Source organism: Protofrankia symbiont of Coriaria ruscifolia, assembly GCF_900634745.1.
In the GTDB taxonomy this organism is placed as follows: domain Bacteria; phylum Actinomycetota; class Actinomycetes; order Frankiales; family Frankiaceae; genus Protofrankia; species Protofrankia californiensis.
The window spans coordinates 60,668-85,557 of record NZ_CAAAFR010000015.1; the positions used below are offsets into that span (position 1 = coordinate 60,668).

21 protein-coding genes and 1 riboswitch are annotated in these 24,890 nt (G+C 70.4%); of the genes, 18 read left to right on the forward strand and 3 right to left on the reverse strand.

Annotated elements, in window-relative coordinates; all coding sequences use genetic code 11:
* The 3 genes from CV1CTNOD_RS01770 to CV1CTNOD_RS01780 form a co-directional block, all read left to right on the forward strand.
* A partial coding sequence (locus tag CV1CTNOD_RS01770) for an ABC transporter permease (RefSeq protein ID WP_131784448.1) occupies positions 1-712 on the forward strand: 712 nt, incomplete at its 5' end.
* Positions 709-1,632, forward strand: coding sequence for an ABC transporter permease (locus CV1CTNOD_RS01775; RefSeq protein WP_131784427.1), 924 nt, complete (start codon positions 709-711; stop codon positions 1,630-1,632). The genes CV1CTNOD_RS01770 and CV1CTNOD_RS01775, both read left to right, overlap by 4 nt.
* Entirely contained in the window at positions 1,629-3,431 is a 1,803-nt protein-coding gene (locus CV1CTNOD_RS01780; RefSeq protein WP_131784428.1) for a dipeptide ABC transporter ATP-binding protein, read from the forward strand. Before CV1CTNOD_RS01775 ends, CV1CTNOD_RS01780 begins: the two co-directional genes overlap by 4 nt.
* Here the strand turns inward: CV1CTNOD_RS01780 and CV1CTNOD_RS01785 are convergent.
* Positions 3,383-4,477, reverse strand: a complete 1,095-nt coding sequence (locus tag CV1CTNOD_RS01785) for an LLM class flavin-dependent oxidoreductase (protein ID WP_131784429.1) — start codon at positions 4,475-4,477, stop codon at positions 3,383-3,385. The genes CV1CTNOD_RS01780 and CV1CTNOD_RS01785 overlap by 49 nt on opposite strands.
* A 243-nt stretch (positions 4,478-4,720) precedes the next feature.
* A riboswitch (SAM riboswitch) is annotated at positions 4,721-4,823 on the forward strand.
* A gap of 51 nt (positions 4,824-4,874) precedes the next feature.
* Between CV1CTNOD_RS01785 and CV1CTNOD_RS28060 the strand changes: the two genes are divergently transcribed.
* The 14 genes from CV1CTNOD_RS28060 to CV1CTNOD_RS01850 all read left to right on the forward strand — a co-directional run bounded on the left by CV1CTNOD_RS28060 (position 4,875) and on the right by CV1CTNOD_RS01850 (position 22,581).
* A complete protein-coding gene (locus CV1CTNOD_RS28060; protein ID WP_430827746.1) occupies positions 4,875-4,997 on the forward strand; it encodes a putative leader peptide in 123 nt (40 codons plus the stop codon).
* Between the two features lie 140 nt (positions 4,998-5,137).
* On the forward strand, positions 5,138-6,550 hold the full coding sequence (locus CV1CTNOD_RS01790) for an NtaA/DmoA family FMN-dependent monooxygenase (RefSeq protein WP_242606283.1): 1,413 nt from the start codon (positions 5,138-5,140) through the stop codon (positions 6,548-6,550).
* Positions 6,547-7,671, forward strand: a complete 1,125-nt coding sequence (locus tag CV1CTNOD_RS01795; RefSeq protein ID WP_131784430.1) for an LLM class flavin-dependent oxidoreductase — start codon at positions 6,547-6,549, stop codon at positions 7,669-7,671. Before CV1CTNOD_RS01790 ends, CV1CTNOD_RS01795 begins: the two co-directional genes overlap by 4 nt.
* Before the next feature lie 79 nt (positions 7,672-7,750).
* The gene (locus tag CV1CTNOD_RS01800; protein ID WP_131784431.1) at positions 7,751-8,884 is read left to right on the forward strand and encodes an LLM class flavin-dependent oxidoreductase; all 1,134 of its coding nucleotides are present in this window, start codon (positions 7,751-7,753) and stop codon (positions 8,882-8,884) included.
* 97 nt (positions 8,885-8,981) lie between these two features.
* Positions 8,982-9,743, forward strand: coding sequence for a GNAT family N-acetyltransferase (locus CV1CTNOD_RS01805; protein WP_131784432.1), 762 nt, complete (start codon positions 8,982-8,984; stop codon positions 9,741-9,743).
* Positions 9,744-10,270: 527 nt separating this feature from the next.
* Positions 10,271-11,929, forward strand: a complete 1,659-nt coding sequence (locus CV1CTNOD_RS01810; protein ID WP_131784433.1) for an ABC transporter substrate-binding protein — start codon at positions 10,271-10,273, stop codon at positions 11,927-11,929.
* Positions 11,930-11,935: 6 nt separating this feature from the next.
* A complete protein-coding gene (locus tag CV1CTNOD_RS01815) occupies positions 11,936-12,895 on the forward strand; it encodes an ABC transporter permease (RefSeq protein WP_131784434.1) in 960 nt (319 codons plus the stop codon).
* Positions 12,896-12,909: 14 nt separating this feature from the next.
* Positions 12,910-13,779 carry an ABC transporter permease gene (locus CV1CTNOD_RS01820; RefSeq protein WP_242606284.1) on the forward strand — a complete coding sequence of 290 codons (870 nt, stop codon included), beginning with the start codon at positions 12,910-12,912 and terminating at the stop codon, positions 13,777-13,779.
* Complete coding sequence (locus CV1CTNOD_RS01825) at positions 13,776-15,995, forward strand: ABC transporter ATP-binding protein (RefSeq protein WP_131784435.1); 2,220 nt, start codon at positions 13,776-13,778, stop codon at positions 15,993-15,995. The genes CV1CTNOD_RS01820 and CV1CTNOD_RS01825 overlap by 4 nt, the downstream gene beginning before the upstream one ends.
* On the forward strand, positions 15,995-17,029 hold the full coding sequence (locus CV1CTNOD_RS01830) for an alpha/beta fold hydrolase (RefSeq protein WP_207386119.1): 1,035 nt from the start codon (positions 15,995-15,997) through the stop codon (positions 17,027-17,029). Before CV1CTNOD_RS01825 ends, CV1CTNOD_RS01830 begins: the two co-directional genes overlap by 1 nt.
* Complete coding sequence (locus tag CV1CTNOD_RS01835; protein ID WP_131784437.1) at positions 17,026-17,886, forward strand: DUF427 domain-containing protein; 861 nt, start codon at positions 17,026-17,028, stop codon at positions 17,884-17,886. Before CV1CTNOD_RS01830 ends, CV1CTNOD_RS01835 begins: the two co-directional genes overlap by 4 nt.
* Before the next feature lie 200 nt (positions 17,887-18,086).
* A complete protein-coding gene (locus CV1CTNOD_RS01840) occupies positions 18,087-19,118 on the forward strand; it encodes a 2OG-Fe(II) oxygenase family protein (RefSeq protein ID WP_131784438.1) in 1,032 nt (343 codons plus the stop codon).
* A 257-nt stretch (positions 19,119-19,375) separates the two neighbouring features.
* The gene (locus CV1CTNOD_RS01845; protein WP_131784449.1) at positions 19,376-20,617 is read left to right on the forward strand and encodes a vanadium-dependent haloperoxidase; all 1,242 of its coding nucleotides are present in this window, start codon (positions 19,376-19,378) and stop codon (positions 20,615-20,617) included.
* Positions 20,618-20,814: 197 nt separating this feature from the next.
* Positions 20,815-22,581: a serine/threonine-protein kinase gene (locus tag CV1CTNOD_RS01850; protein WP_131784439.1), complete on the forward strand. Its 1,767-nt coding sequence runs from the start codon at positions 20,815-20,817 to the stop codon at positions 22,579-22,581.
* Here CV1CTNOD_RS01850 and CV1CTNOD_RS25305 read toward each other — a convergent pair.
* On the reverse strand, positions 22,578-22,829 hold the full coding sequence (locus CV1CTNOD_RS25305; protein WP_207386120.1) for a hypothetical protein: 252 nt from the start codon (positions 22,827-22,829) through the stop codon (positions 22,578-22,580). The two genes, CV1CTNOD_RS01850 and CV1CTNOD_RS25305, sit on opposite strands and share 4 nt — an antisense overlap.
* Here CV1CTNOD_RS25305 and CV1CTNOD_RS01855 point away from each other — a divergent pair.
* A complete protein-coding gene (locus CV1CTNOD_RS01855; protein WP_131784440.1) occupies positions 22,828-23,457 on the forward strand; it encodes a TetR/AcrR family transcriptional regulator in 630 nt (209 codons plus the stop codon). The genes CV1CTNOD_RS25305 and CV1CTNOD_RS01855 overlap by 2 nt on opposite strands.
* 73 nt (positions 23,458-23,530) lie before the next feature.
* Here the strand turns inward: CV1CTNOD_RS01855 and CV1CTNOD_RS01860 are convergent, their stop codons facing one another.
* Complete coding sequence (locus CV1CTNOD_RS01860) at positions 23,531-24,679, reverse strand: acyl-CoA dehydrogenase family protein (protein ID WP_131784441.1); 1,149 nt, start codon at positions 24,677-24,679, stop codon at positions 23,531-23,533.
* Positions 24,680-24,890: the final 211 nt, after the last annotated feature.

The following is a 24,890-nucleotide window of genomic DNA, read 5'->3' on the forward strand; positions in this document are numbered from 1 at the left end:
TGACTCGGTGTCCACCGGCCGGCCGGTGGACACCGTGATCGGCGACGCCCTGCCGCAGACGTTGCAGCTCACCGGCGCGGCGCTGCTGCTCGCGGCGCTCTTCGGCGGCGGGCTGGCACTGGTCGCGACCTACACCTCGCAGCGCTGGCTGCGGCAGCTGCTGCTGTCGCTGCCGTCGCTGGGGGTGTCGATACCGACGTTCTGGGTCGGGTTGATGCTGGTCCAGCTGCTCTCCTTCCGGGTGCGGATGTTTCCGGCCTTCGGCAACGACGGGCTGCACGGCCTGATCCTGCCGGCGGTCACCCTGGCGATACCCACCGGCGCGCTGGTCGCGCAGGTGCTGGCCAAGAGCCTGTTCACCGCGCTGGACGAGCCGTACGTGCAGACGGCCCGGGCCAAGGGCGCCGGGCGGGTCCGCATCCACCTCAGCCACGCACTGCGTAACGCCTCCCTGCCGGCGCTGACGGTCATCGGTCTGCTGGTCGGGCAGCTGATGGCCAACGCCGTCGTGATCGAGACCGTCTTCGCCCGCAACGGCCTCGGCCGGGTCACCGCCGGCGCGGTCACCGTGCAGGACATCCCGGTCGTGCAGGGGGTCGTCGTCTTCGGCGCGCTGGTCTTCGTGCTGGTCAACCTGATCGTCGACCTGCTCTACCCGCTGCTGGACCCGCGGATCGTGGTAGCCGCCACCGTGCGAAGGAGCCCCGCGTGAGCCGGTCACTGGTCACCGAGCCGGCCCCACAGGCCGGGCTCGAGCCGCAGGTCGAGACGACGCCGCCGGCGCCGGGCCCACGGCCAGGGATGGACGTACGGCGGCTGTTGCGCTTCTTTCTGCGCCGCCCCGGGCTGCTGTTGTCGCTCATTGTGGTGGTGCTGGTGGTCCTGGCCGCGTTCTGGCCGACGCTGTTCACCGGGCGCGATCCGCTGCTGGGTGTTCCGGCCGACAACTTCCATCCGCCCGGCGCCCACCACTGGCTCGGCACCGACGAACTGGGCCGCGACACCTACTCCCGGGTCGTGCACGGGGCGGCGCTGTCACTGAAGGCAACGCTGATCGCCGTCGCGGTCGCGTTCGCGGTCGGTGGGACTCTCGGGCTGGTCGCCGGATTCGTCGGCCGTTGGGTCGAGGACGTGCTGATGCGCTTCGTCGACGTGTTGCTGTCCATCCCGGCCCTGTTCCTGTCGCTGGCGCTGGTGACGGCGCTGGGATACGGCACGGTGAAGGTCGCGGTAGCGGTGGGGATCGCCAGCGTGGCCAGTTTCGCCCGGGTCATGCGCGCCGAGGTGCTCAGGGTACGCCAGGCCGTCTTTGTCGAGGCCGCGCGTTCGTCGGGGGCGCGCTGGTACAGCGTGCTCGGACGGCACGTGCTGCCGAACGCGATGGGGCCGGTCATCGTGCTGGCGACGCTCGATTTCGGCACCGCGGTGCTGGCGGTGTCCTCACTGAGCTTCCTCGGCTACGGCGCCGCACCGCCCGCGCCGGAGTGGGGCACGCTCGTCTCCGACGGCCGTAACTACCTGGCCAACGCGTGGTGGCTGTCGACGCTGCCAGGCCTGACCGTGGCGGCGACGGTGCTGGCGACCAACCGCATCGCCCGGGCACTGGACGGAGAATGGGCCAAACAGCGATGACAAACCACCTCACCGACGCTCACGGCTTGACCGACGGCCACGGCGGCACCCCCATCGACAGTCACAGCGGCACCTCAACCGGCGACACCGGCGACACCGGCGACACCGGCGCGAGCCTGCTCGCAGTCCGCGGATTGTCGGTGTCCTACCGCACCCGCACCGGGCCGGTACACGCCGTCCAAGGCGTCGATCTCGACATCAGGCCGGGTGAGATCGTCGCGCTGGTCGGCGAATCCGGTTCGGGCAAGAGCACGACGGCGCATGCGATCGTCGGACTGCTGCCGGCCGGGGGACGCATCGACGCGGGCAGCGTCCGGTTCGGCGGTCACGACCTCGCCGCCCTGTCGGAGCGGGAACTTCGCGCCATCCGCGGTGCCCGGATCGGACTCATCCCGCAGGACCCCACCGTGTCGCTCAACCCGGTGAAACGGATCGGCGCCCAGGTGGCCGAGGTGCTGCGCATCCACCGCCTGGCGACGCGCCGTTCAGCCCCGCTGGAGGCGATCGCGCTGCTGGAGCGGGCCGGACTGCCCGAACCGGAGGTCCGAGCCCGGCAGTACCCGCACGAGCTGTCCGGTGGCATGCGGCAGCGGGCGCTGATCGCCGTCGCGATCGCGGCGCAACCCAAGATAATCATTGCCGACGAGCCGACCAGCGCCCTGGACGTCACCGTGCAGCGGCTGATCCTCGACCACATCCAGCACCTGACCGACGAGTTCGGCACCGCGGTCCTGCTCGTCACCCACGACCTCGGTGTCGCCGCCGACCGCGCGCAGCGCATCGCGGTGATGTCACAGGGCCGGATCGTGGAGAGCGGGCCTACCGGGCAGATCCTCGACAACCCTCGCGCCCCCTACACCCAGCGGTTGCTGCGCAGCGTCCCGAGCTTCGCCGCCGCGCGCGCGGCGTACACCGCACGCACTGTGCCGCGGGTTCGGACGTCACCCCCGGTAGCCGCCGAGCGGCCGCTGGTCGTGGTCGACAACCTCGTCAAGGAGTTCCCGCTGCCCCGGACGGGCGGCGGCCCTGCTCGTGCGCTACGCGCCGTCAGTGACGTCAGCTTCACCGTCAACCGCCACGAAACCCTGGCCCTCGTCGGTGAATCGGGTTCGGGTAAGTCCACGACCGCCCGCCTCGTCCTGCGCCTGGTGGAGCCGACCGCCGGTCGGATCGTGTTCGACGGCGACGACGTCACGGCCGCTGGGGGAGCGCGGCTTCGGCAGCTGCGCCGCCGGGCCCAGCTCATCTACCAGAACCCCTATGCCTCCCTCGATCCCCGGTTCTCGATCAACGACGTGATCGCCGAGCCGCTACGCGCGTTCAGGGTCGGCGACCGGGCCTCCCGTACCGCCCGCGCCCGGGATCTACTCGACCGGGTCGCGCTGCCGGCCTCGGTCCTCGACCGCAAACCCGCCGAGCTCTCCGGCGGGCAGCGGCAGCGGGTCGCGATCGCCCGCGCGCTGGCGCTGGCGCCCCAGCTCGTCGTCTGCGACGAACCTGTCTCCGCCCTGGACGTGTCCGTGCAGGCACAGGTCCTGGAGCTGCTCGCCGAACTGCAGGCCGACACCGGCATGGCCTATCTGTTCATCTCGCACGACCTGGCTGTCGTGCGGCAGATCGCCCACCGGGTGGCGGTGATGCAGGCCGGGCGGATCGTGGAGGCCGGCACGACGGAGGACCTGTTCGAGCGTCCCGAGCACGACTACACCCGTACGCTGCTGGCAGCCATTCCCAGCTGGTCGCGACAGCGTCAGATCACTTCGCCGAGGAGCGGACGCACGCCCTCGGCGAAGGCGTAGGCCTCCTCCAGGTGCGGATACCCCGACAGGACGAACTCCTCGATACCGGCGGCGCGGTACTCGGCGATCCGCTCGGCGACCTCCTCGTGGCTGCCGACCAGTGCCGTGCCGGCGCCGCCGCGCACCAGGCCGATGCCCGCCCACAGGTTCGGTGCCACGACCAGCCGGTCACGCGAGCCGCCGTGCAGGTCCAGCATCCGCCGCTGGCCGACCGACTCCAACGTGCGCAGCCGCTGCTGCCCGGCCGCGATCGTGGCGTCGTCCAGGCCGGCGATGAGCCGGTCGGCGTCGGCCCACGCCTGCGCGGCCGTGTCCCGGGTGATGACGTGGATGCGTAGACCGAACCGCAGCCGCCGTCCCTGCGCCGCGGCCAGGTCGCGCACCCGGTCGATCTTCTCTGCGACGAGCGCCGGTGGTTCGCCCCAGGTCAGGTAGCTGTCGGCCTGCCGGGCCGCGACCGCCAGCGCCGCATCGGACGAGCCGCCCAGGTAGACCTCCGGGTACGGCACCGGCGGATCGCGCAGCAGGGCGCCCCGCAGGTCGTAGAACCTCCCGTGGTGGTCGAACTCGGCGCCGCTCCACAACCGGCGCACGATCTCGAGGAACTCCTCGGCCCGCGCGTACCGTGCGTCGTGGCCGAGCTGGTCGCCGTAGGCGTGCTGCTCGGCGCCGCTGCTGCCGGTGACGACGTTGAGCTGCAGCCGTCCGTCCGACAGTTGCTGGAAGGTTGCGGCCATGTGTGCGGCCAGTGCCGGCTCGACCAGGCCGGGACGGAACGCGACGAGGAACTTCAGCCGGCTGGTCTGCGCGATCAGCGCAGCCGTCACGACCCACGCGTCGGCGCAGTGCGCGCCGGTCGGAGTCAGCACCGCTTCATAGCCCAGCGAGTCGACGGCCTGCGCCAGCTGCGTGAGGTAGGTCAGTGACGCCGGCCGACCGGCGCGGGCGGGTGCCAGCACCCCGCCGATGCCCAGCCCGTGCACTCCGGAGGCCAGGTTGCGGCCGTCACCCCCGGTCGGCAGGAACCAGTGGTAGCGCGCGGTCACAATGCAGCCACGACCGGGCGTATGCGCAGGACGTGTGCGTTCGTCACAATCATCCGCCGATCCGATCTTGTGTCATCCATGCCTGACGAAAACCGATTCGGTCGTCCGCCCGGCGGCCCCGCATTCCGCATGTAACGATCACGCATAACGATCAAACGTAATGATCAAACGTAATGATCAAACAATGCCAAGTATATCGATAGGAAATAGACTTTGCCTGTGCCTCAGGGTACCTTCGAAGAAGGTCATGAGTGTCGGCAGCAGGCCCTGGCTCGCTGACCGGCAACCTCCCGCGCGGCGGGTGCTCCAGGTGAGGCCGGCTGGGACGATCCCGGTTCCCCAGGCCCAGCCGTGGGATGGGGCCGGCCGGGCATCGATCGGCAGGAGGTGACGACACATGCAGCTGATCCCGGGTCCGCCTGCCGTCCACGCGCCCGAGCCGCGACGTGGTGTGGTCGGCCTGTTCCTGCGTCGGCACATCGATCTGTGCCGTGTCGCCGGCGCGCTCTGTCGTCCCTGACCCAATCGCTCCTGACCCAATCCGCCGCCCCTGACCCAACCGGTTTCGACGTGCCGTGATCGGCGAACCGATTACCACTCGTGCTGACATCGCCGCGCCACCGATCTGGAATCGCGGCCGCCTGAAAGGGACACCGGACGATGAGCAAGCCGATCAAGCCGATCCATCTCGCCGCTCATTTTCCAGGCGTCAACAACACCACGGTATGGAGCGATCCTGCTGCGGGCAGCCACATCGAGTTCAGCTCGTTCGTCCATTTTGCGCAGACGGCAGAGCGCGGAAAGTTCGACTTTCTGTTCCTCGCCGAGGGGTTGCGGCTGCGCGAGCAGAACGGGCTGATCCACGACCTCGACGTGGTGGGCCGTCCGGACACCTTCACGGTGCTGGCCGCGCTCGCCGCGGTCACCGACCGGCTCGGCCTGGCCGGCACGATCAACTCCACGTTCAACGAGCCCTACGAGGTGGCGCGGCAGTTCGCCAGCCTCGATCACCTCTCCGGCGGTCGGGCGGCGTGGAACGTGGTCACCTCCTGGGACGCCTTCACCGGCGAGAACTTCCGCCGCGGCGGCTTCCTGCCCGAGCAGGCGCGTTACGAGCGGGCCAGGACGTTCCTGCGGACGGCGTGGGAGCTGTTCGACTCCTGGCGCGGTGACGAGATCGTCGCAGACAAGGACGGCGGGGTGTTCCTGCGCGATCCGCGCCCGGGCGCGTTCGCTCACCATGACGCGCATTTCGACATCGCCGGCCAGTTCAACGTCCCGCGCAGCCCGCAGGGGCGTCCCGTGATCTTCCAGGCCGGTGACTCCGACGGGGGACGGGAGTTCGCCGCCTCGAGCGCAGACGCGATCTTCGGCCGGCACGGCACCCTGGAAGCTGGGCAGGCGTTTTACGCCGACGTCAAGGGACGGCTGGCCCGGTACGGCCGTGCCCGTGACCAGCTGCTGATCCTGCCCGCGGCGACGTTCGTGCTCGGCGACACCGACGCCGAGGCGGCCGAGATCGCGCACGAGGTCCGGCTGCAGCAGGTCAGCGGCCAGACCGCGATCAAGTTCCTCGAGCAGCTGTGGAACCGTGACCTGTCCGGCTACGACCCGGACGGGCCGCTACCCTCCGTCGACCCCGATCCGGGGGAGAACACGATCGCCCGCGGCCGGGCCAGCGTGCGGATGTTCGGGGATCGACTGGCCACCGCGAACGAATGGCGCCAGCTCGCCGAGGCGAAGAACCTCTCCATCCGGGAACTGGTCATCGAGGTCACCGGGAGGCAGACGTTCATCGGTTCCCCGGCGACGGTGGCCGGCGCGATCAACGACCTCGTGCAGGCCGACGCCAGTGACGGGTTCATACTCGTCCCGCACATCACCCCGGGTGGGCTGGACGGGTTCGTCGACACCGTCGTACCGCTGCTGCAGGAACGCGGTGTGTTCCGCGCCGAGTACAAGGGCACCACGTTGCGCGAGCACCTCGGCCTCGCGCTATCTGCGTCCCTGTCCCCGCCCGTGTCCCTCGCACCACTCGACGTGCCGGGTCCGGCGGTGAAGGCGGTGTCGTGAAGTTTCTGGCCATCACGCTGATCGTGCACGCCCCGGACCCGGTCACCGGAGCGCGGACGTCGACCACCGACCGGTTCCGCGAGGTGATCGACAACGCGTTGCTGGCCGAGGAACTCGGCTTCGACGGCTTCGGGGTGGGGGAACGGCACGAACGGCCGTTCATCTCCTCCTCCCCGCCGGTCGTGCTCAGCCACCTGGCCGCGCTCACCACCCGGCTCCGGCTGTTCACCGCGGTCACGACGCTGAGCCTGCTCGACCCGGTGCGGGCCTACGAGGACTACGCCACCCTCGATCACCTCTCCGGCGGCCGGCTGGAGCTGATCATCGGCAAGGGCAACGGCGCCGCCCAGCGGGGGCTGTTCCACGTCACCCCCGACGACCAGTGGGACCGCAACGCCGAGTCCTACGAGCTTTTCCGCCGGATCTGGCGGCAGGACAAGGTCACCGCCGACCCGCGGTTCCGGCCCGCGCTGCAGGACGCCGAGGTCTGGCCCCGGCCGCTGCAGCAACCGATCCGCGTCTGGCACGGCAGTGCCACCAGCAAGGAGTCGGTTGATCTAGCCGCCCGGTACGGTGACCCGCTGTTCTCGGCCAACGTCACCAACCCGATCGAGCCGTACGCCGAACTCGTCCACTACTACCGTGAGCGGTGGGCGCACTACGGCCACGACCGTACTCTGGCGACGGTCGGCGCCGGTACGGCCGGTTACTACGCGGAGCGCAACTCCCAGGATGCCATCGCCGCCTACCGGCCGGTGTTCGACGGGCATCTGGCCTTCCAGAAGCGACTCGGTATGGAACCGGTGTTCCCGACGCTGGAGGACTTCGTCGAGCGCAGCTCCGCGCTGATCGGCAGCCCGCAGCAGGTCATCGAGAAGGTACACCGCTACCACGAGCAGTTCGGGCACAGCGTGCTGCACCTGCACGCCGACGCCGGCGGCCTCACCGACGCCCAGCACCGCGCCAGCCTGGAACTGTTCCAGTCCGACATCGCCCCGGTGCTGCGCCGCGACATCCCGGACCCGCCCTGGCCGTGGGCGCCGGTGCTCGCCGAGCCATCCTCACCGCCACCGATCGTACCGTCACCGGGCGCAGACGGGCCTGCGCCCGCCGCCGTCTAGCGGGCCAAAGGTGGCGCGATCATGTTTTTCGCGCCGCCGGAGGTTCAAGTCCCCGGAACACCGAGTAAGGACACCTGTCATGGTCACGACTCCGCTCGCCGTCCTGGACCTCGTCCCGATCTCCTCTGGATCGACTGCGGCGCAGGCGCTGCGCAACAGCATCGATCTCGCTCAGCAGGCCGAGCGGTTCGGCTACACTCGGTACTGGTTCGCCGAACACCACCTCAACCCAGGCGTAGCCGGCACCTCACCCGCGGTCGTGCTGGCGTTGACGGCCTCGGCCACGTCGACGATCCGCATCGGTTCCGGCGCCGTCCAGCTCGGGCATCGCACCGCGTTGTCGACGGTGGAGGAGTTCGGGCTCATCGACGCCCTCCACCCCGGACGTCTTGATCTCGGCCTGGGTCGTTCCGGTGGGCGTCCGAGCGAGGTGAAGCGTGAGCCGGCCCTGCTCGGCGCCGGCACGGCCGTCGTGAACGGACGCACGCCCAACGGGTTGCGCATCCCGCACCGGTTCTCCTTTGAGCATCTGCTCAACTCGCCGCGCTTCGAGCTGCAGAAGGGGCTTCTGCAGCTCCCCGGTGCGCAGTCGCAGAACTACACTGAGCAGATCGGCGATGTCCTTGCCCTGTTGGCCGGCACCTACCGTTCCGCCGAGGGCGAACAGGCTCACGTGGTCCCCGGGGAGGGCGCGCAGGTGCAGGTCTGGATCCTGGGCAGCAGCGGGGGTGAGAGCGCGACCGTCGCGGGGGAGAGAGGGCTGCGGTTCGCCGCGAACTACCACGTCAGCCCCGCCACCGTGCTGGAGGCCGCTGAGGGCTACCGGGCCGCGTTCCGCCCGTCCGCCGATCTTGAGCAGCCCTATGTCAGTGTCTCGGCCGACGTCGTCGTGGCCGAGGACACCGCCACCGCGCGGGAGCTGGCCGCCGGTTACGGACTGTGGGTGCGCAGCATCCGCACCGCGTTGGGGGCCATCCCGTTCCCGACCCCGCAGGAGGCGCGCCGGCACGTGTGGAGCGACGCCGACCGCGAGCTGGTCGCCGACCGCGTCGAGACCCAGTTCGTCGGCTCGCCGGGGCAGGTTGCCGACCAGCTGGAGCAACTGCGCGACGCCACCGGCGCCGACGAGGTGATCATTACTACGATCACCCACGACCACGCCGACCGGGTCCGCTCCTACGAGCTGCTGGCCCAGGAGTGGCAGCGCCGTTGACCATCCACATTCACGCCCACGTCCCCGGCGGAGTTGCCGTCAGCGGGGTTGCCCGCGGCGTGGTCGCTCCTGGCGGGGGCGCCGTCGGGGTCGGCGCATGAGCGACATTCACATCAGCCGGCAGTACCACCCGAGTCAGCAGCACCCGCTGGACAACCCCGTCCGCTGGTCACTGACCGGGGCGCACGCGCACCTCGCCGAGGGGCGTGGCAACGTGCTGCGCTACCTGGTTGACGTCTCCCCGTTCGTGGCGCTGCCCGAACAGCCCGACGCCGCCGACTGGGATGACATCGCCGCCCTGGCCGGCCCGGGCGCACTGGTCCCGCTCGCCGGGGTGTCGGTCCCACCACCGCGGGGGTGGGAGGTGGTGGCGCGCGGCGCGGGGGTACAGCTCGTTGACGACGGGGTCGCCGCCGCATACGACGACGAAGCCGTCCGCCTTCAGGCGTCGGACGTGCCGGAAATGCTCGCGCTGACCGCGTCCACCAAGCCCGGCCCGTTCCTGCCACGCACGATCGAGATGGGCACCTACCTGGGCATCCGTCGCGGCGGCGTGCTCGTGGCGATGGCCGGCGAGCGTCTGCACCCACCCGGGTGGACCGAGATCAGCGCGGTCTGCACCGACGATGCTTTCCGTGGCCAGGGGCTGGCGACCCGGCTCGTGCTCGCGGTGGCCGCCGGCATTCGTGAGCGCGGCGAAACTCCGTTCCTGCACGCGATCGCGGACAACACCAACGCGATCCGGCTGTACACATCGCTGGGATTCCGCCTCCGCCGCAGCGCGACCTTCCTTGCCGTACGCGTACCCGACAACCTGCCCGATCCCGACGACATCCCCGAGAACGTGCCGGTCACGTGATCGGCGCTCGCTTCAGGCCCTCTGCATCATCGCCATGACCACGACCGTGCGACAGACCAACCGCCTCCGCGCCAAAGGAAGCGTAGGTGGTTTCCGATGTGTGGGTGTGTCGCGCTGTTTCGCGCGGGTGGTTGACGGGGCGCCGTTGGACAGGTCTGCCGCATCCGCGTTCGGTCACATCCATGTTTGTCCGCATCTGCGAAGTCGGCGAGTCGCTGGCATGTATTGCCCACTTGACTGGTGAAGATGTCCATGGTCCCGTTGATGGCGTGTGGAGAACAGCTCTCCTGGTCGCCCGGATACACATCGACCTCATGCGGATGATCTGCGGGCGCTGTCCCCGCGGCTGACCGGCCGTCACCCGTACAGCTCTGCCTTCTCAGGCCCGGCGGTTCACTGCCAGCACTGCGCATCCGCCGCCTCCGGGCACACACATGGTCATCTATGCAGGCCGCCACCGGACACGGGGGTTCGTGGCGTAGGTCCTGATCCACCACGCTCCGCTCAACCACCGCCAAAGGACTTTCGTGAGAGAACTATCGACTCAGTCGATCGAAACAGCCGGAGTTACAGCAGTGTCCGCCGAGCATCCGGTGCGGGCGTTGCTGACCCGACGCGGTCTGCTGGCCGGCACCGGTGCTGGTGGTCTCGCCGCGCTCCTCGCGGCGTGCGGCGGTTCGACGAGCGGCGCGGGCACCACCGCGTCCTCGTCGTCCTCGGCCGCGGGCGGGAAACGGGGAGGCGCCGTCACCCTGAGCGCTCCGCCGCCGCCGACCTCGCTGGATCCGGTGACGATGTACGACGGCACCGCGATCGCGCTGGTCCAGCTTGTCGCCGACTACCTGATCTGGCTTGACTCCGACTTCCGGCTGCAGCCCCGGCTGGCGACCGCGTGGAGCTCCTCCGACGGGGGCCGGACCTGGTCGTTCACCATCCGCCAGGGGGTTGTCTTCTCCGACGGCACGCCCCTGGACGCGGCAACGGTGAAGGCGTCGTTCGACCGCCTGCTCGATCCCGCGAACAAGTCCTCAGCGCTGTCCGCGTTCAAGACAGTGCTCAAGGCCGGAGGCATCTCGCTGTCGGGCGCCGACACGGTCGTCTTCCACCTCGAGCGACCATTCTCAGATTTTCCCTATCTGGTGTCCGCCGGCAACTACAATGCGCTCATCCTGAAGCCGGACTACCAGGTCGGTACGTTCGCCCAGAAAGCGATCGGAACGGGGCCGTTCCTGCTGAATTCCTACGACACCGGCACGGGTGCGTCGCTCACCCGCAACCCGAAGTACTGGGATTCCGGAAAGCCGTATCTCGACGGCGTCAAGGTGACGTTCTACAAGGACAGGCAGGCCGATCTGCTCGCGTTGCAGAGCGGCGCCGTCGACGGGCAGATCCTGTCGGAGGCCGGCCCGGTGGGCCCGGTCGCGGGCAGCAACTCCATCGCCGTCGACAAGGTCAGCAGCACCGGCCTGACCGCGTTCACCCTGCGTGTCGACAAGCCGCCGTTCACGAAGAAGGAAGCCCGGCAGGCGGTCGCGTACGCCCTGGACCGGCCGGGCGTCCTGACCAGCGTTTACGACGGGGTCGGCGTCCTGGGCAACGACCATCTCTTCGCGCCCTCGTTCTCGAGCGCTCCGACCGATCTCCAGCAACGCGCCAGGGACGAGGCAAAGGTCAGGACGCTGCTGGCCGCCGCGGGCGTGGACCACCTGCGTTTCACCCTCAGCTTCGACCCACCGAACAAATCCTATGCGCTGGTCATCCAGGACCAGCTCAAGCAGGTCGGAATCACCGTGGACCTCGACCAGCAGACCTCCGGGGCGTTCTACGGGGGCGATCAGAACACCGACACCCCGTGGCTGTTCACGACCGCAAACCTCGTCGGGTGGGCGGGCCGGCCCACGGCGAGCCAGTTCATCATCCCGATGGTGAAAAGCCAGGGGGTGTGGAACGGCTCCAAATACGCCAACCCGATCGTGGACGCGGCCGCCGCCGCCTACGACGCGGCCACCGACCCGGCCGAGCGGAAGAAGCAGGCGGAGATCATCGCGCAAGCGCTCAACGAGGACGTGCCGGTCATCGTCAGCGTGTGGAACGGTGCGGTCAGAGCCTACCGGTCCGATCGGGTCAAGGGACTGCGGGCGCACCCGTCAGCGTTCCTGGACCTGACGACCGTGACCCGGGCCTGATCCAGCGTGGCGCGTTTCCTGACCCGACGGCTACTGGCGATCCCGGTCACGCTGCTGGCGGTCAGCCTGCTGGTGTTCACCGCGACCGAACTGATCCCCGGCGACGTCGCCCGGGCCGTGCTCGGCCCGGAAGCGAGCCAGGCGTCCGTGGACGCGCTGCGCCACCAGTTGCGCCTGGACCAGCCGCTGCCCAGCCGATACCTGCGCTGGCTGGGCGGGTTCGTCACCGGCGACTGGGGTCACTCCTACACGCTCGGGGTGGCGGTCCGTCCACTGACGATGGGCAGGCTGGGCGAAAGCCTGATGCTGGCCCTGCTCGCCTTCGTCCTGCTCGTGCCGTTCGCGCTGGCGCTCGGCCTCGCCGCGGGGCTGCGGGAGGGACGCCCACTCGACCGGGTGCTCAGCGTGACCGGTCTGAGTCTCGGGGCCACTCCGGAGTTCGTCACCGGGGTCGTGCTGCTGGTGGTCTTCAGCGTCCAGCTGCACTGGTTGCCCTCCTCGGCTCAGGCACCCTCGGGGGCGGGGCTGCTGACCCGCGTGGAACATCTGCTGCTGCCGGCGATCTCACTGGTCCTGCTGTGTGCCGGCTACGTCGCGCGACATGTGCGGGCCAGCACCGTCGAGACGCTGTCCAGCCCGTTCATCCGGGCTATGCGGGTGCGCGGCCTGTCCGAGGCGCAGCTCGTGCGCAGGCACGTTCTGCGCAACTGCCTGGTCCCGGCGACGAGCGCGTTCGCCATCCAGCTGCAGTACCTGCTCGCGGGGCTGGTCACCGTCGAACTGCTGTTCGGATACCAGGGCATCGGCGACCTGCTGCTGTCGTCCGCGACCAGCAAGGACGTGCCGACCCTGCAGGCCACCACGATCGTCCTGGGAGCCGTTGGCATGCTCGTCTACGTCGTCGCGGACGTCGTGTACGCGCTGCTCGACCCGCGGATCCGGGTCGGGAAGGTGGCTCACCAGTGAGTCCAGTGAGCCCAGTGAGCGTCACCGACGTCGCGCCGCCGCCGGTCACCGCCGTGGCCCGCGGACCGGGGGCGCTGCGGCGGCTGGTGCGCCGGCCGTCGTTCGTGGCAGGTGCGGTCCTGCTTGTCGGGTGGGCCGTGGTCGCGGTGTTCTGGCCGCATCTCGTCCCCATCGACCCGATGACCCAGCATCCGGCCGAGCGGTTCCGCTCGCCGGGCTGGGGCCACCTCTTCGGCACCGACCAGTTTGGCCGGGACGTGTTGGCCCGGGTGCTGGCCGGCGCCCGTCCCGTGCTGGCGGCCGCTCCGCTCGCGACCGCGGTCGGGGTGGGCGCCGGGAGCCTGCTCGGTCTGGTGTGCGGCGTCCGGCGGGGCCTGCTGGACGAGATCGCCATGCGGGTCGTAGACGTGCTCGCCGTCTTCCCGAGTCTGGTCGGGGCGGTGGTCGTGGTGGCGCTGGTGGGCAGGTCCACCACGACCCTGGTCATCGTCATCGGAGTGTTCTTCCTACCGATCGTGACCCGGAGTGTGCGGGCCGCGGCGCTGGTCGAACGGGAGAAGCCCTACGTCGAGGCGGCGCGGCTGCGAGGTGAACCGTTCCCGTCCCTGCTGGGTCGCGAGGTGTTACCCAACGTTGCCGGAACCGTGCTGGTGGAGGCGACGTCCCGGCTCGGTGACGCGGTCTTCGCCGCCGCGGCCCTGTCGTTCCTCGGGCTCGGCCAGCCGCCGGGTTCCCCGGAGTGGGGCGCCTCCGTGGCGGACAACCGGGTCTTCCTCCAACACGCCTGGTGGACGGTGCTCTTCCCGGCGCTCGCCGTCGCAAGCCTCGTCATCGGCGTCGCTTTGGTCGCGGACAACCTGCGGGAACAGGTGGCGGCGCGATGAGCAGGCCGGCAGCCGGCGACGCAGCGGGTGGGCCGGACGCACTGGACGGGCTGGGTGCACCGGACGCAGCGGGCGAACCGGGCACGCCGGGTGGAGCGGCAGCCGGCGGCGCACCGGCAGGCGTGCCCGCACCGGGTGCTGCCAAAGGGCTCGCCGTCGACGGGCTGACCGTGAGCTACCCGGCGCCAGGCGCACGGGCGGTCGCAGTGGACGGCGTGAGCCTGCGGGTGCGTCCCGGCGAAAGCTACGGGCTGGTGGGGGAGTCCGGATCCGGCAAGAGCACCCTGGCGGCGGCGCTGGCCGGCGTCCTGCCCGATGGCGGCCGGGTCGACCGCGGCAGCATCAGGCTGGACGGCGTCGACGTCGGCGGCCTGTCAGAACGGGACCGGCGGCGGTGGCGGGCCACCGCGTTCGCCATGGTCCACCAGGGCGCCACCAGCAGCCTGGACCCGACGGTCCGCGTTGGCGCGCAGGTGGCCGAAGCCTGCCGGCTGCAGGGGCTGCCACGCGCCGCGGCTCGCCTGCGTGCCCTGGAACTGCTGGCGGCGGTGCGCCTGCCGGAGCCGGCCGTGATCGCGCGACGGTGGCCGCACCAGTTGTCGGGCGGGCAGCAGCAGCGGGTCGGCATCGCCGCGGCGCTTGCGTCACGTCCGCGGCTACTCGTCCTCGACGAGCCGACCACCGGTCTCGACGCCGCGGTGGCACGCGAGATCCTCGACCTCCTGCAGGCGCTGCGGCAGGAGATCAACGCCGCCGTCGTGCTCATCAGCCACGACCTCGCCCTCGTGGCACACCGCTGCGACCGGGTGGGGGTCCTCTACGCGGGCCGCCTGGTCGAGGAGGGCCGGGCGACCGAACTGCTCACCACACCACGGCACCCCTACACCGCCGGCCTCGTCGCAGCGGCACCCACGGTCGGGATCACCCGCCGGGAGCGCAGGCTACGGGCGGTGCCGGGCCAGCCACCGGCTCCCACCGAACGGCCGAGCGGCTGCACGTTCGCCGACCGCTGCACGCTCGCCGACGAGACATGCCGCAACCGGGAGCCACCCCTCGTCCTCGCCGCCGCTCCCGCCGTCGTCCTGCCGGACAAGCCCCCGGACGGGCAGCTGGACGGGCAGCTGGACGCGCATCCGGCCGGGCACACGGTGCGCTGCCACCACAGCGATAGCCTCATGACGCTGCACCTTCCCGAGCAGGGCACAGAAGTAGATCATTCGAGCCCGAGCCCGGGGCTGCTGTCCGTGCGGGGGCTGTCCCGCAGCTACGGCCGGACGCCGGTGCTGGACGAGATCGACCTCGACATCGCCTACGGCGAGGTGTTCGGGCTCGTGGGCGAGTCCGGCAGCGGCAAGACCACCCTCGCCCGGGCACTGGTGGGCCTCGGACCCGACGGCCCGGGAGAGCTCCGACTCGCCGGGCGCCCCCTGCCGGCCCGGCTGTCGCGTCGGTCCGCCGAGGACCGCCGCCGGGTGCAGATGGTCTTCCAGGATCCCGACACCACCCTCAACCCGCGACACCCCGTAGCCACCGTGCTGCGTCGGGCGCTGGTGACGCTGCGCGGATCGGGCACGGTCGCCGACCTCGCCGGCCGGGTCCAGCTCGGCCCTCGCCTCCTGCCGGTGCGGACCGCACGGCTGTCCGGCGGGCAGAAACAACGGGTGGCCATCGGCCGCGCCTTCGCCGGCGAGCCCGACCTGGTCGTCTGCGACGAACCGGTGTCAGCGCTCGACGTGAGCGTCCAGGCCGCTGTGCTGGAGCTGCTGGCGGCTGCGCGGGACACCGACGGCGTCTCCTACCTGTTCGTCTCCCACGACCTGGCCGTCGTGGGCTACCTGGCGGACCGGTTGGCTGTCCTGTATCGGGGGCAGATTGTCGAGGTCGGTCCGACCTCCGCCGTGCTCTCCGGCCCGCACCACCCGTACACCGACAGCCTGACCGGGACCGGTGCGCCGGGCCGGGTACCCGGCCGTCCGGAGCCGGTGGAGCCGGTGGGGCCGGCCGGCTGTCGGTTCGCCGGAACCTGCCCCCGCCGGGTGGACGGCCTGTGCGACCAGGTGGCTCCCCCCGTCCGGCTGCTGCCCGGACCGCCCGGAGCACCTGTGCACACGGTCCGCTGCCATCTCGAACCATCCGATCTGCCCAGGACCTCGTCGACACCGCTTGCCGGGTCCGGCGCGCAAGCGCCGCCGGCTGCGCAGAAGGAGAGGGTGTGATGTCCGAACGTCTCACCGCCGGCGACCTTGACCGGCTCGATGACGTCGACCCGGAGAACGAGTTCACGCTGTTGGAGGACACCGCCGGGGATGCGGGCCTGGACTGGCACGGGCCGCCGCCGGTGGGCCGCCGCTGGTTCAACCCGACCACGGGCGGTCATCTGAGCGCGGTCGTGTGGGGGCCGGGCCCGCCCCAGGTCGTCTTCGTCCACGACGCCGGCCGCAGCGCGCGCCAGTGGGACGCCGTGATCCTGGCTCTCGGCCTGCCGGCCGCCTCGCTCGACCTGCCCGGCCACGGCCGGTCGAACTGGCGACGCGACGGCCGGTACGAACCCGCCCGCCTCGCAGCCGCGGTGGGGGAGGCCATCGCGTCCTTCGCCCCGCATGCACGCCTGGTGGCCGGCAGCGGACTCGGCGGGCTCACGGCGCTGGCGGTCGCCGCCCGCCGGCCGAAGCTGGTCCGCCGGCTCGTCCTGCTCGACACCCTGCCGGGAGCTGGACGCGCCCGGCGCCGGGTGGCGGGCGACGCTCCCGCATCCCGGACGGATGCCATCCGGCAACTGGCCTCGACCTTCCTGCCGGATGCCCAGGGTCTGCGGGGCGCGGGGAGCCCCTCGGGTGTCCAGGGCCGCTCGGCTGCCGGAGGCCTGCGGGGTGCCGAGGGTTTCCTGTGGCGCGAGGTGCTCTTCGGCACCGTCGGTGAACCGGACGGCTCGTGGGCGTGGCGCCATGATCCCGCCGTCGCCGCGGCGTCCTACGACCCGTCACCGCTGTGGGAGCACTTGGCGGGTGCGGCACCGACCGTCGTGCACGGTGCGGGATGGCTGTCGTCCGACGACCTCGACGTCCTGGCCCGCCGGGCGCCGCGCGCCCGGATCGTGGCAGTTGACGGCGGCGACAGTGACCTGGAGACGCAGCAGCCTGTGGTCCTCACCGCCCACCTGCTCGACGTCCTCGCCGCCGCGCAGACGTCAACAGCCCCGGCCGGCACCGATGCAACGACACTCACGAACGGACAGGGAGCCCGGACATGAGCAGCACGACATCGACCGGATCGTCGACCGGCTCCGTCGTCACCGGGGCGACCGAGCGCGTCACCGGGGCGACCGAGCGGGATCCGTTCTCACCGCGGCCGCGCGACCTGCGCCCGGTGCGGACCGAGCCGAACGGCCGACGGGTCCGGGTGTTCTTCAACGGGCAGGTCATCGCGGACAGCATCCGGACGCTGTACGTCTTCGAGGCCGGGCACCTGCCGGTGTACTACTTCCCGCGCCCGGACGTCCGGTTCGACCTGCTCACCCCCACCGACCACCACACGAGCTGCCCGCGCAAGGGCGACGCTTCCTACTTCACCATCACCGTCGGTGACCGGAGGGCCGAGAACGCGGTCTGGGCCTATCCCGAGCCGATTCCCGACGTGGCCGACCTCGCCGACTACGTCGCCTTCTACTGGGACAGGGCTGACGCCTGGTATGAGGAGGACGAGCAGATCTTCGTCCACCCCCGCGATCCCTACAAGCGCGTCGACGCGCTGCCCTCATCGCGGCACGTCGAGGTCCGCGTCGGCGACGAGCCACTGGCCGACACCCACCACCCGACCCTGCTCTTCGAGACCGGGCTGCCGATCCGTTACTACCTGCCAAAGCTCGACGTGCGGTGGGACCTGCTGACACCGGCACCGACCCGCACCCGCTGCCCGTACAAGGGTGAGGCCCGGTACTGGTCCTACGAGGGGCCGGACGGCACACGGATCGACGACATCGCGTGGAGTTACGCCGAATCCATCCCGGAGATCCCGAAGATCGCCGGTCTTGTCGCGTTCCTCAACGAGCGGGTCGACCTGATCGTGGACGGTGTCCGCCAGCCGCGTTCCAGCACGCCCTGGTCCTGACCGGCGTTCCGGTCCTCGCGCCTTCATATCTATGAACATCCATATCTATGAACATCCATGCCCGATAGCTATGATCGGCGGTCCGTTCGCGCCTCGTCCCGGCAATCCGTTCCCGATACCGGCAATCCCGATACGGCAATCCTGATCCCCGGCAATTCCGTTCCCGGTAATCCCGAGATGCCCCCGGAGGAATATCTGCCATGAGCGACACGATCCCCGTCATCGACCTTCAGGCGGCCCTCGCCGAGGATGCCCCCGCCGACCTGCTGCGGCGGGTCCGCGACGCGGCCGAGAGCATTGGACTGATCCAGGTGGTCAACCACGGCGTCCCGCTGGAGCTGATCGAGGACTTCGAACAGCGGATCGGGCGTATCCTACGACTGCCTCGCGCTGAGAAGGCCAAGCTCACCAGCCCCACCGGGCATCCCTACCGTGGCTGGCGCCAGTGGCCCGACGACTTCGGCCGCCTGGAGCTCGAGCGGTACTCGATCGCCCAGTTCGACAACCCGGCCGACGCCGCCGCTGCCGGGGTCGGCCGGCGGTGGCTCGGGCTCTACGAGCACGCCAACGTCTGGCCGCCGCAGGACCCCGGCCTGCGCGAGGTCACCTTCGCCTACACCGACGCGGCCGCCGGCCTGGCCCGGCGGGTGCTGGGCCTGTACGAGCGGATCCTCGGCCTTCCCGCCGGCAGCTTCCCGCACGACGAGCCCTCCTACACGAACTTCGTCGTCAACGACTACCCGACCTGGACCTACCCGGACACCGCCTCCGACGAGGACAAGCTCCTGCTGCTGGAGCACGCGGACACCTCGGCCGTGACGATCCTGCACCAGAGCGGCGACTACACCGGACTGCAGGCACAGCTACCCGACGGAAGCTGGATCCCGGTGCCCGTCGTACCCGGCGCGCTGCAGGTGTTCTCGGGGACGATCCTCACCCGCTGGACCAACGGCCGGCTGCGTCCCGTCCGCCATCGGGTCGCGGCCGGCGGCACGGTGACCCGGCAGTCCACCGGGGTCTTCTACCACCCGAGCCTCGACACCGTGCTTGAGCCGTTGCCGACTTTCGTCGGCGCGGACGGCACCGACTTCGAACCCGCGTTGCTGGGAGAACTCATCGAGAACGGGGTCGAGGACTACCTCAAGATCTTCGGTCGTCCCGGCCAGGTGGCAGCCTGGCGGGAGGGCCGGCCGTACGTCTCCGACCTGGCGGAAACATCGGCCGGACGCTGAACCGCCAACGCCTGCCGCCGGGTTCCGGGCGCTCCGGCTACCGGACTCGGCGGCGGCTACCGGATCCGCTGGCCCGCCGGATCCGACACACCGGGCCTTTTCCGTAACCCATTAACGGCCTTTTTCGCGACCTATTATGCCGCATTTCATTGATGCGCCCATTTACCTCATTCGCGGAGACGATTGTGTTCTCTTTACGTGCCGTAATCCGACCGCGTCTGCGTTTCGCCGTCGTCACGGCCACACTGACCGCCGCAATGGTCGCCGGCACCGGCTCGGCGGGAACCGCGGCGGTCGCACAGCGCCCCGCCACAAACGCCGGCAACGCCGACTATGACGTGGTCCTCGACTGGTACGACGTCACAGCGCGCACGGTCTCCGCCGCGGCCTTGCCCACCCAGGTCACGAACAGCCGCATATGGGCGGTGAGCTGGCTTGCTGCCGAGCGTGCCCTCGCCGCCAGGCCGGCTTCGCGCAGCCGCGCGTTCACCACGGCCGCGTTCATCACGGCCGCGGTCGCGACCGCCGTCCACGACAGTCTTGTCGCGCTGGTTCCCGCGCGCACGGCCGACCTCGACGCGGCGCTGGCCGCCACGCTGGGCCAGGTCCCGGACGGCAAGGGCAAGACTGCCGGTGCCGGCGCTGGCCAACGCTCCGCGCGCAAGCTGCTCGCCGAACGCGCCGGCGACGGACTCGACGTCGCATCGGTGAACGTCCCCTACACCCCGCCGCCGGAGGCACCGGGCGTCTGGCGTCCGACACCACCGGCGTACGCCTCCGCGGTGCAGTCCGGCCAAGGCAGGGGACGGACGTTCCTGCTTGGGCGGGCCGACCGGTTCCGCCCCGGACCACCTGCCCCCCTCGGATCACCGCAGTACCGCAGCGACCTCGCCGAGATCCGCGCGGTCGGAGCCGTCGACAGCACCGTCCGCACCCGGGAGCAGAGCGACGTCGCGAACTTCTGGGCGCAGACCTCCCTCGCCGGTTACACCTCCATCCTGCGTGGCCTGCTCACCCAGACCGGCGGACGGCCGCCGGCGTGGCGGGTCGGTCTGGTGGCCACGTTCCACGAGGTGACGATCGACGCCCAGATCGCCGTCTACGAGGCGAAGTACATCTACGTGCGGTGGCGCCCCGTTACCGCCATCCGCGTCGCCGACACCGATGGTGACCCCACCACCGCGCCCGATCCGGCCTGGACGCCGCTCATCACCACTCCCGCACACCCTGAATACCCCAGCGGACACACCACCTACGCCGGTGCGGCCCAGCGGGTGCTGGAGGCGTTCACCGGTACTGGTCCGCAACAGCCGATCAGTGTGACCAGTACGACCGCGCCCGGGGTCAGCCGGACCTACACCTCCTGGCGGCAGGCCACCGACGACAACGTCAACGCCCGGGTCTGGTCGGGCATCCACTTCCGTAGCACCGACGTCATCGGCGCCGAACTCGGCCGGAAGGCCGCCTCCTACGACCTCCACCGGCTCGGGCTCGGGTAGGACCCCCAGCAGGAGGGTCCGACGAACAGCGGGTCGAACGGATCCGACGGTGCGTGCCTCCCGGCCTGTCACGCGAACGACCTTCTGTCTGCCGTGCGACGTCGCAAAGTTAGGATCGCGGCAGCTTCTGCTGAGGATATGGATGTTTTCGTGATGGTGGGCGGTAGTAGGTACCGTCCGGGGGTGAACACCAAGCCGTGATCGTTGATCGTGCGCGGATAGGCGCCGTGTTGCCCGCCTACGAGCTGGGCGCCGAGCTCGGTACCGGTGCGTTCGGGCTGGTGCTCGCGGGCCGGCACCGCCGGCTGGACCGTCACGTGGCCATCAAGGTGCTGGCCGCGGGCCATGACGGTGCGGTCACCGACTTCGCCGTCGAGGCACGGCTGCTCGCCGGTATCGATCACCCGCATGTGGTCCGGGTCTACGACTACGTCGAGACCGGCGACCTACATCTGATCATCATGGAGTTGCTGGGCGGGGGGACGTTGACCCGCCGCCGGGTGGGCCTGCCGCAGGAGGACGCCTGCGCGGTCGGTCTGGCGGTGGCCGCGGCGTTGTCCTGCGCGCACGGCCAGGGGATGCTGCACCGAGACATCAAGACCGACAACATGCTGTTCGACACCACGGGTCTGCTGAAGGTGACCGACTTCGGGATCGCGAAGATCGTCGAAGGGTCGGCGGCCACTGCCAGCGCGCTCGTGGGGACCCCGGCCTACATGGCTCCCGAACAGATCACAGGAGGCCGGTTGGGGCCGGCCACCGACCTGTACGCGCTCGGGATCGTGCTCTACCAGCTGCTGGCCGGCGTGGCGCCGTTCGACCCGAAACTGCCAGTGCGCGCACTGTGGCAGCATCATCTCGACACCATCCCCACGCCGCCGGTCGGGGTTCCCGCCCCAGTCGTGGAGGTGGTCCTGCACACCCTGGCCAAGGACCCGGCCGCCCGCCAGCCCTCCGCCCACGCCTTCGCCCTCGACCTGGCCCACGCCGCCGCCGGCGCCTACGGCCCGGACTGGACTGCCCGCTCCAGCATCCGGCTCCGCCTCGATGACGACGTCCGCGAGGCTGCCGGCCATTCCTCTGCGCCCACCGGGCCGGTGCCACCCACGACCAGGCGCATACTCACGCCTCCACCGCCGCCGGCCGCTGCTTTCAACAAGCAGCAACCACCCCCTCATCAGACCGGTGGCCGCGATCCCAACCCGGGAGCCGGCCGCGGCACGCAGCCTCCCTGGCCGCGCACGCTGACCATGGAGTCGCCAGCCATGCCCGGGAACGGCAACCAGACCCGTGTACCCCGACGCCGTCTGCGCTGGGCGTTCGCCACCGTCATCCTCCTCGCCGCCATCGCTGCCGCGGCCATCTCCGTCGCCACCTTCACCGGCGACGACAATTCCCCGCCGGCCGGGGCGCTACAGGCCGGGGCGCTACAGGCCGGGGCGCCGTGTCCTACGTCTCCCGCCGTCCCCAGCCCCGCCAACTGCCTACCCACGGACACCGCCACCACTTCATCGGTGAGTGACACCGATCGCTCGTCGGCCGGTTCGCCCAGCCCGGCCGTCCCTTCGGCTTCGAGCAGCGCCTCTTCCGGAGCTTCTGGGACGTCTGGAACTTCCGGAACAACTTCGAAGCTCTGGGCCGAGGCGAACGCGGTGTTGACCGCGATAGACGGCGTGGCTACCTCGGTGCGCGCCGAAACGCTGTCCTACTGCATTTCCGTGGGCCACGGAATCACTTTGTCCAGCGGACAGGACATCGCCTTCGAGAAAATGAAGAGCATAGAGGTTCTGCGCTCGGACGACCAGTTCGCCCCGAATGGCAAGGCCGATGTGGTCGTCACTCTCCTCAGCGGCGGGACGGCGCGGGGCGGCATCGGGACCGGTTGTGATTTCTTCGGCACCAACGACCTGGGCCGTTTCAGCATATATCCGCAGCGTCTGAAGCGAATAGATTTTCAGCGTTAGCAGGAGCGGCCGAAGGCCGCGCGGCCATGCTTTTCTCGCGCTCGCGGTTCCTGCCGGATCATTCTGACGGGGACGGCCGTCCCGGAGCCGGTGGGCAGCCGCTGGCCGAAACGGCCGTCAGCACGGCCGGTCGCCGGCGATGACGAGGACCCGCCCGGGCGTTCCCCGTCCGCCGCGGACCGGCCGGGCGACCACGACGTCGCCGTGTCGAACGTCTCCGGCCTGGGCCGGTAGGTTGTACTGGTCATGACCGTCCCACTTGACGGCCCGCTATGGCCACAGCCCGGCGGTCGCCGCACGTCCCGGCAGTCCGACCTGTTCGACCGGCTCGTCGAGATTTTTCTGCGCGAGGGGTTCGCGCACTTCACGTTGGCTGATCTCGCCGCGCGTCTGCGCTGTTCGAAGTCGAGTCTTTATGCGCTGGCGCACAGCAAGGAGCAACTTGCCGTCGCGGTCGTCGTCCACTTCTTCCGTGCCGCCGCGGCGGAGGTGGAGCGGCGGGTGGACGAGGTCGCGGATCCGGGTGAGCGGGTCGGTGCCTACCTTGCTGCCGTGGCGGAGGAGCTGAAACCGGCGTCCGAGGCTTTCCGGCGGGACCTCGCGGCCTTCCCGCCAGCCCGTGACGTCTACGAGCTCAACACGCGGATCGCGGCGGCGCGGATCCGCATGCTCGTCGCCGAAGGGGTGGCCAGCGGGGCCTTCCGTGATGTGCACGCGTCCTTTGTCGGGCACGTTGCGACCCTCGCCATGGTTGCCATTCAGCAAGGTGAGATCGCGGGTGTCACCGGCCTTTCCGATGCCGACGCCTATGCCGAACTCGCGAAGTTGCTGTTGCACGGGGTCGTCCGGGAAGCGGATGTCGGACGGCCTGCCTGACGGCGTGGGATGACAGTCTGTCCGGCAGCGTGGTACGACGGCGCCAGGTCGGCCGGACCGGTCGGGCCGCGGGTCAGGAACGGGCGAGGTGCCGGCTTATGACAAGCCGCTGGATCTGGTTGGTGCCTTCGAAGATCTGCATGACCTTGGCTTCGCGCATGTACCGCTCGACCGGGTAGTCGTGGGTGTAACCGGCGCCGCCGAGAACCTGGACGGCGTCTTCGGTGACTTTCATGGCGGCGTCGGTGGCGACCAGTTTGGCGATGCTGGCCTGGCGGGAGAACGGGAGCCCGGCGTCGCGCCGGCGTGCGGCGGCGAGCGTGGTGGCACGTGCCGCTTCCACGGCGGCGGCCATGTCGGCGAGCAGGAATCCGAGTCCCTGATGCTCGATGATCGGCTTGCCGAAGCTCGTGCGTTGCAGGGCGTAGGCGACCGCGTCGTCGAGGGCGCGTTGGGCCAGCCCGACGGCGGTGGCGGCGATCCCGAGGCGGCCGGAGTCCAGGGCGGACAGGGCGATCGGGAGCCCCTGCCCGGGCTGCCCGACCAGCCGGTCGGCAGGCAGGCGGACATCAGAGAAGTTCATGATGGCGGTGGGGGAGCCCATCAGCCCCATCTTCTTCTCCGGCGGCTGGGAGGTCAGGCCGTCGCTCGCGGCGTCGGCGACGAAGCAGGAGATGCCGCCGGAGCGGTCGTCGGTGGTGCGGGCGAAGACGGTGTAGAAGTCCGCCACTCCGCCGTGGGTGACCCACGCCTTGGTTCCGGACAGCAGGAAGCAGCCGTCCGCGGTGCTGGTCGCGCGGGTGCGTATCGCACCCGGGTCCGAGCCGGCATGCGGCTCGGACAGGCAGTAGGCGCCGAGCAGTTCGCCGCCGAGCAGCTGCGGGAGAAGGGTGTCGTGTTGCGCCGGGCTGCCGGCGATGGCCAGTGGGTAGCAGGACAGCGCGTGCACGCTGACGCCGACGGCGACCGCCGCCCACCGGTAGGCGATCTCCTCCAGGACCTGCAGATACACCTCGAAGGGCTGACCGCCGCCGCCGAGATCCTCGGGGTAGGGCAGGCTCAGCAGCCCGGCCCGGCCCAGCACCGTGAACGCGTCGCGGGGGAAGCGGCCGGCCGCCTCCCACTCCACCACCCGCGGCTCGAGCTCCTTCTCGGCGATCGTCCTGGCGAGCTCGATCAGCTCGCGCGCCTCGTCCGAGGGCAGAAGACGCTCCGCGGGCATCCGGACCTCCTGGTGACCAGGGAATTGGTACTCAAATTAGTACCAGAGTACTGCCGGATTCTTTTCCGGTACCTCCACGAACGCGGCACTCACCGCCGGAACCGCCGCCGCGCCCGGCTTGGCCACCGGGCTGTCCACGCTGTCCACGGTCCAGCCTGTGTCCGCCGGTTGAGGAATATCCGAGCCGGGGCGGCCGGCGCTGGCATCGGCT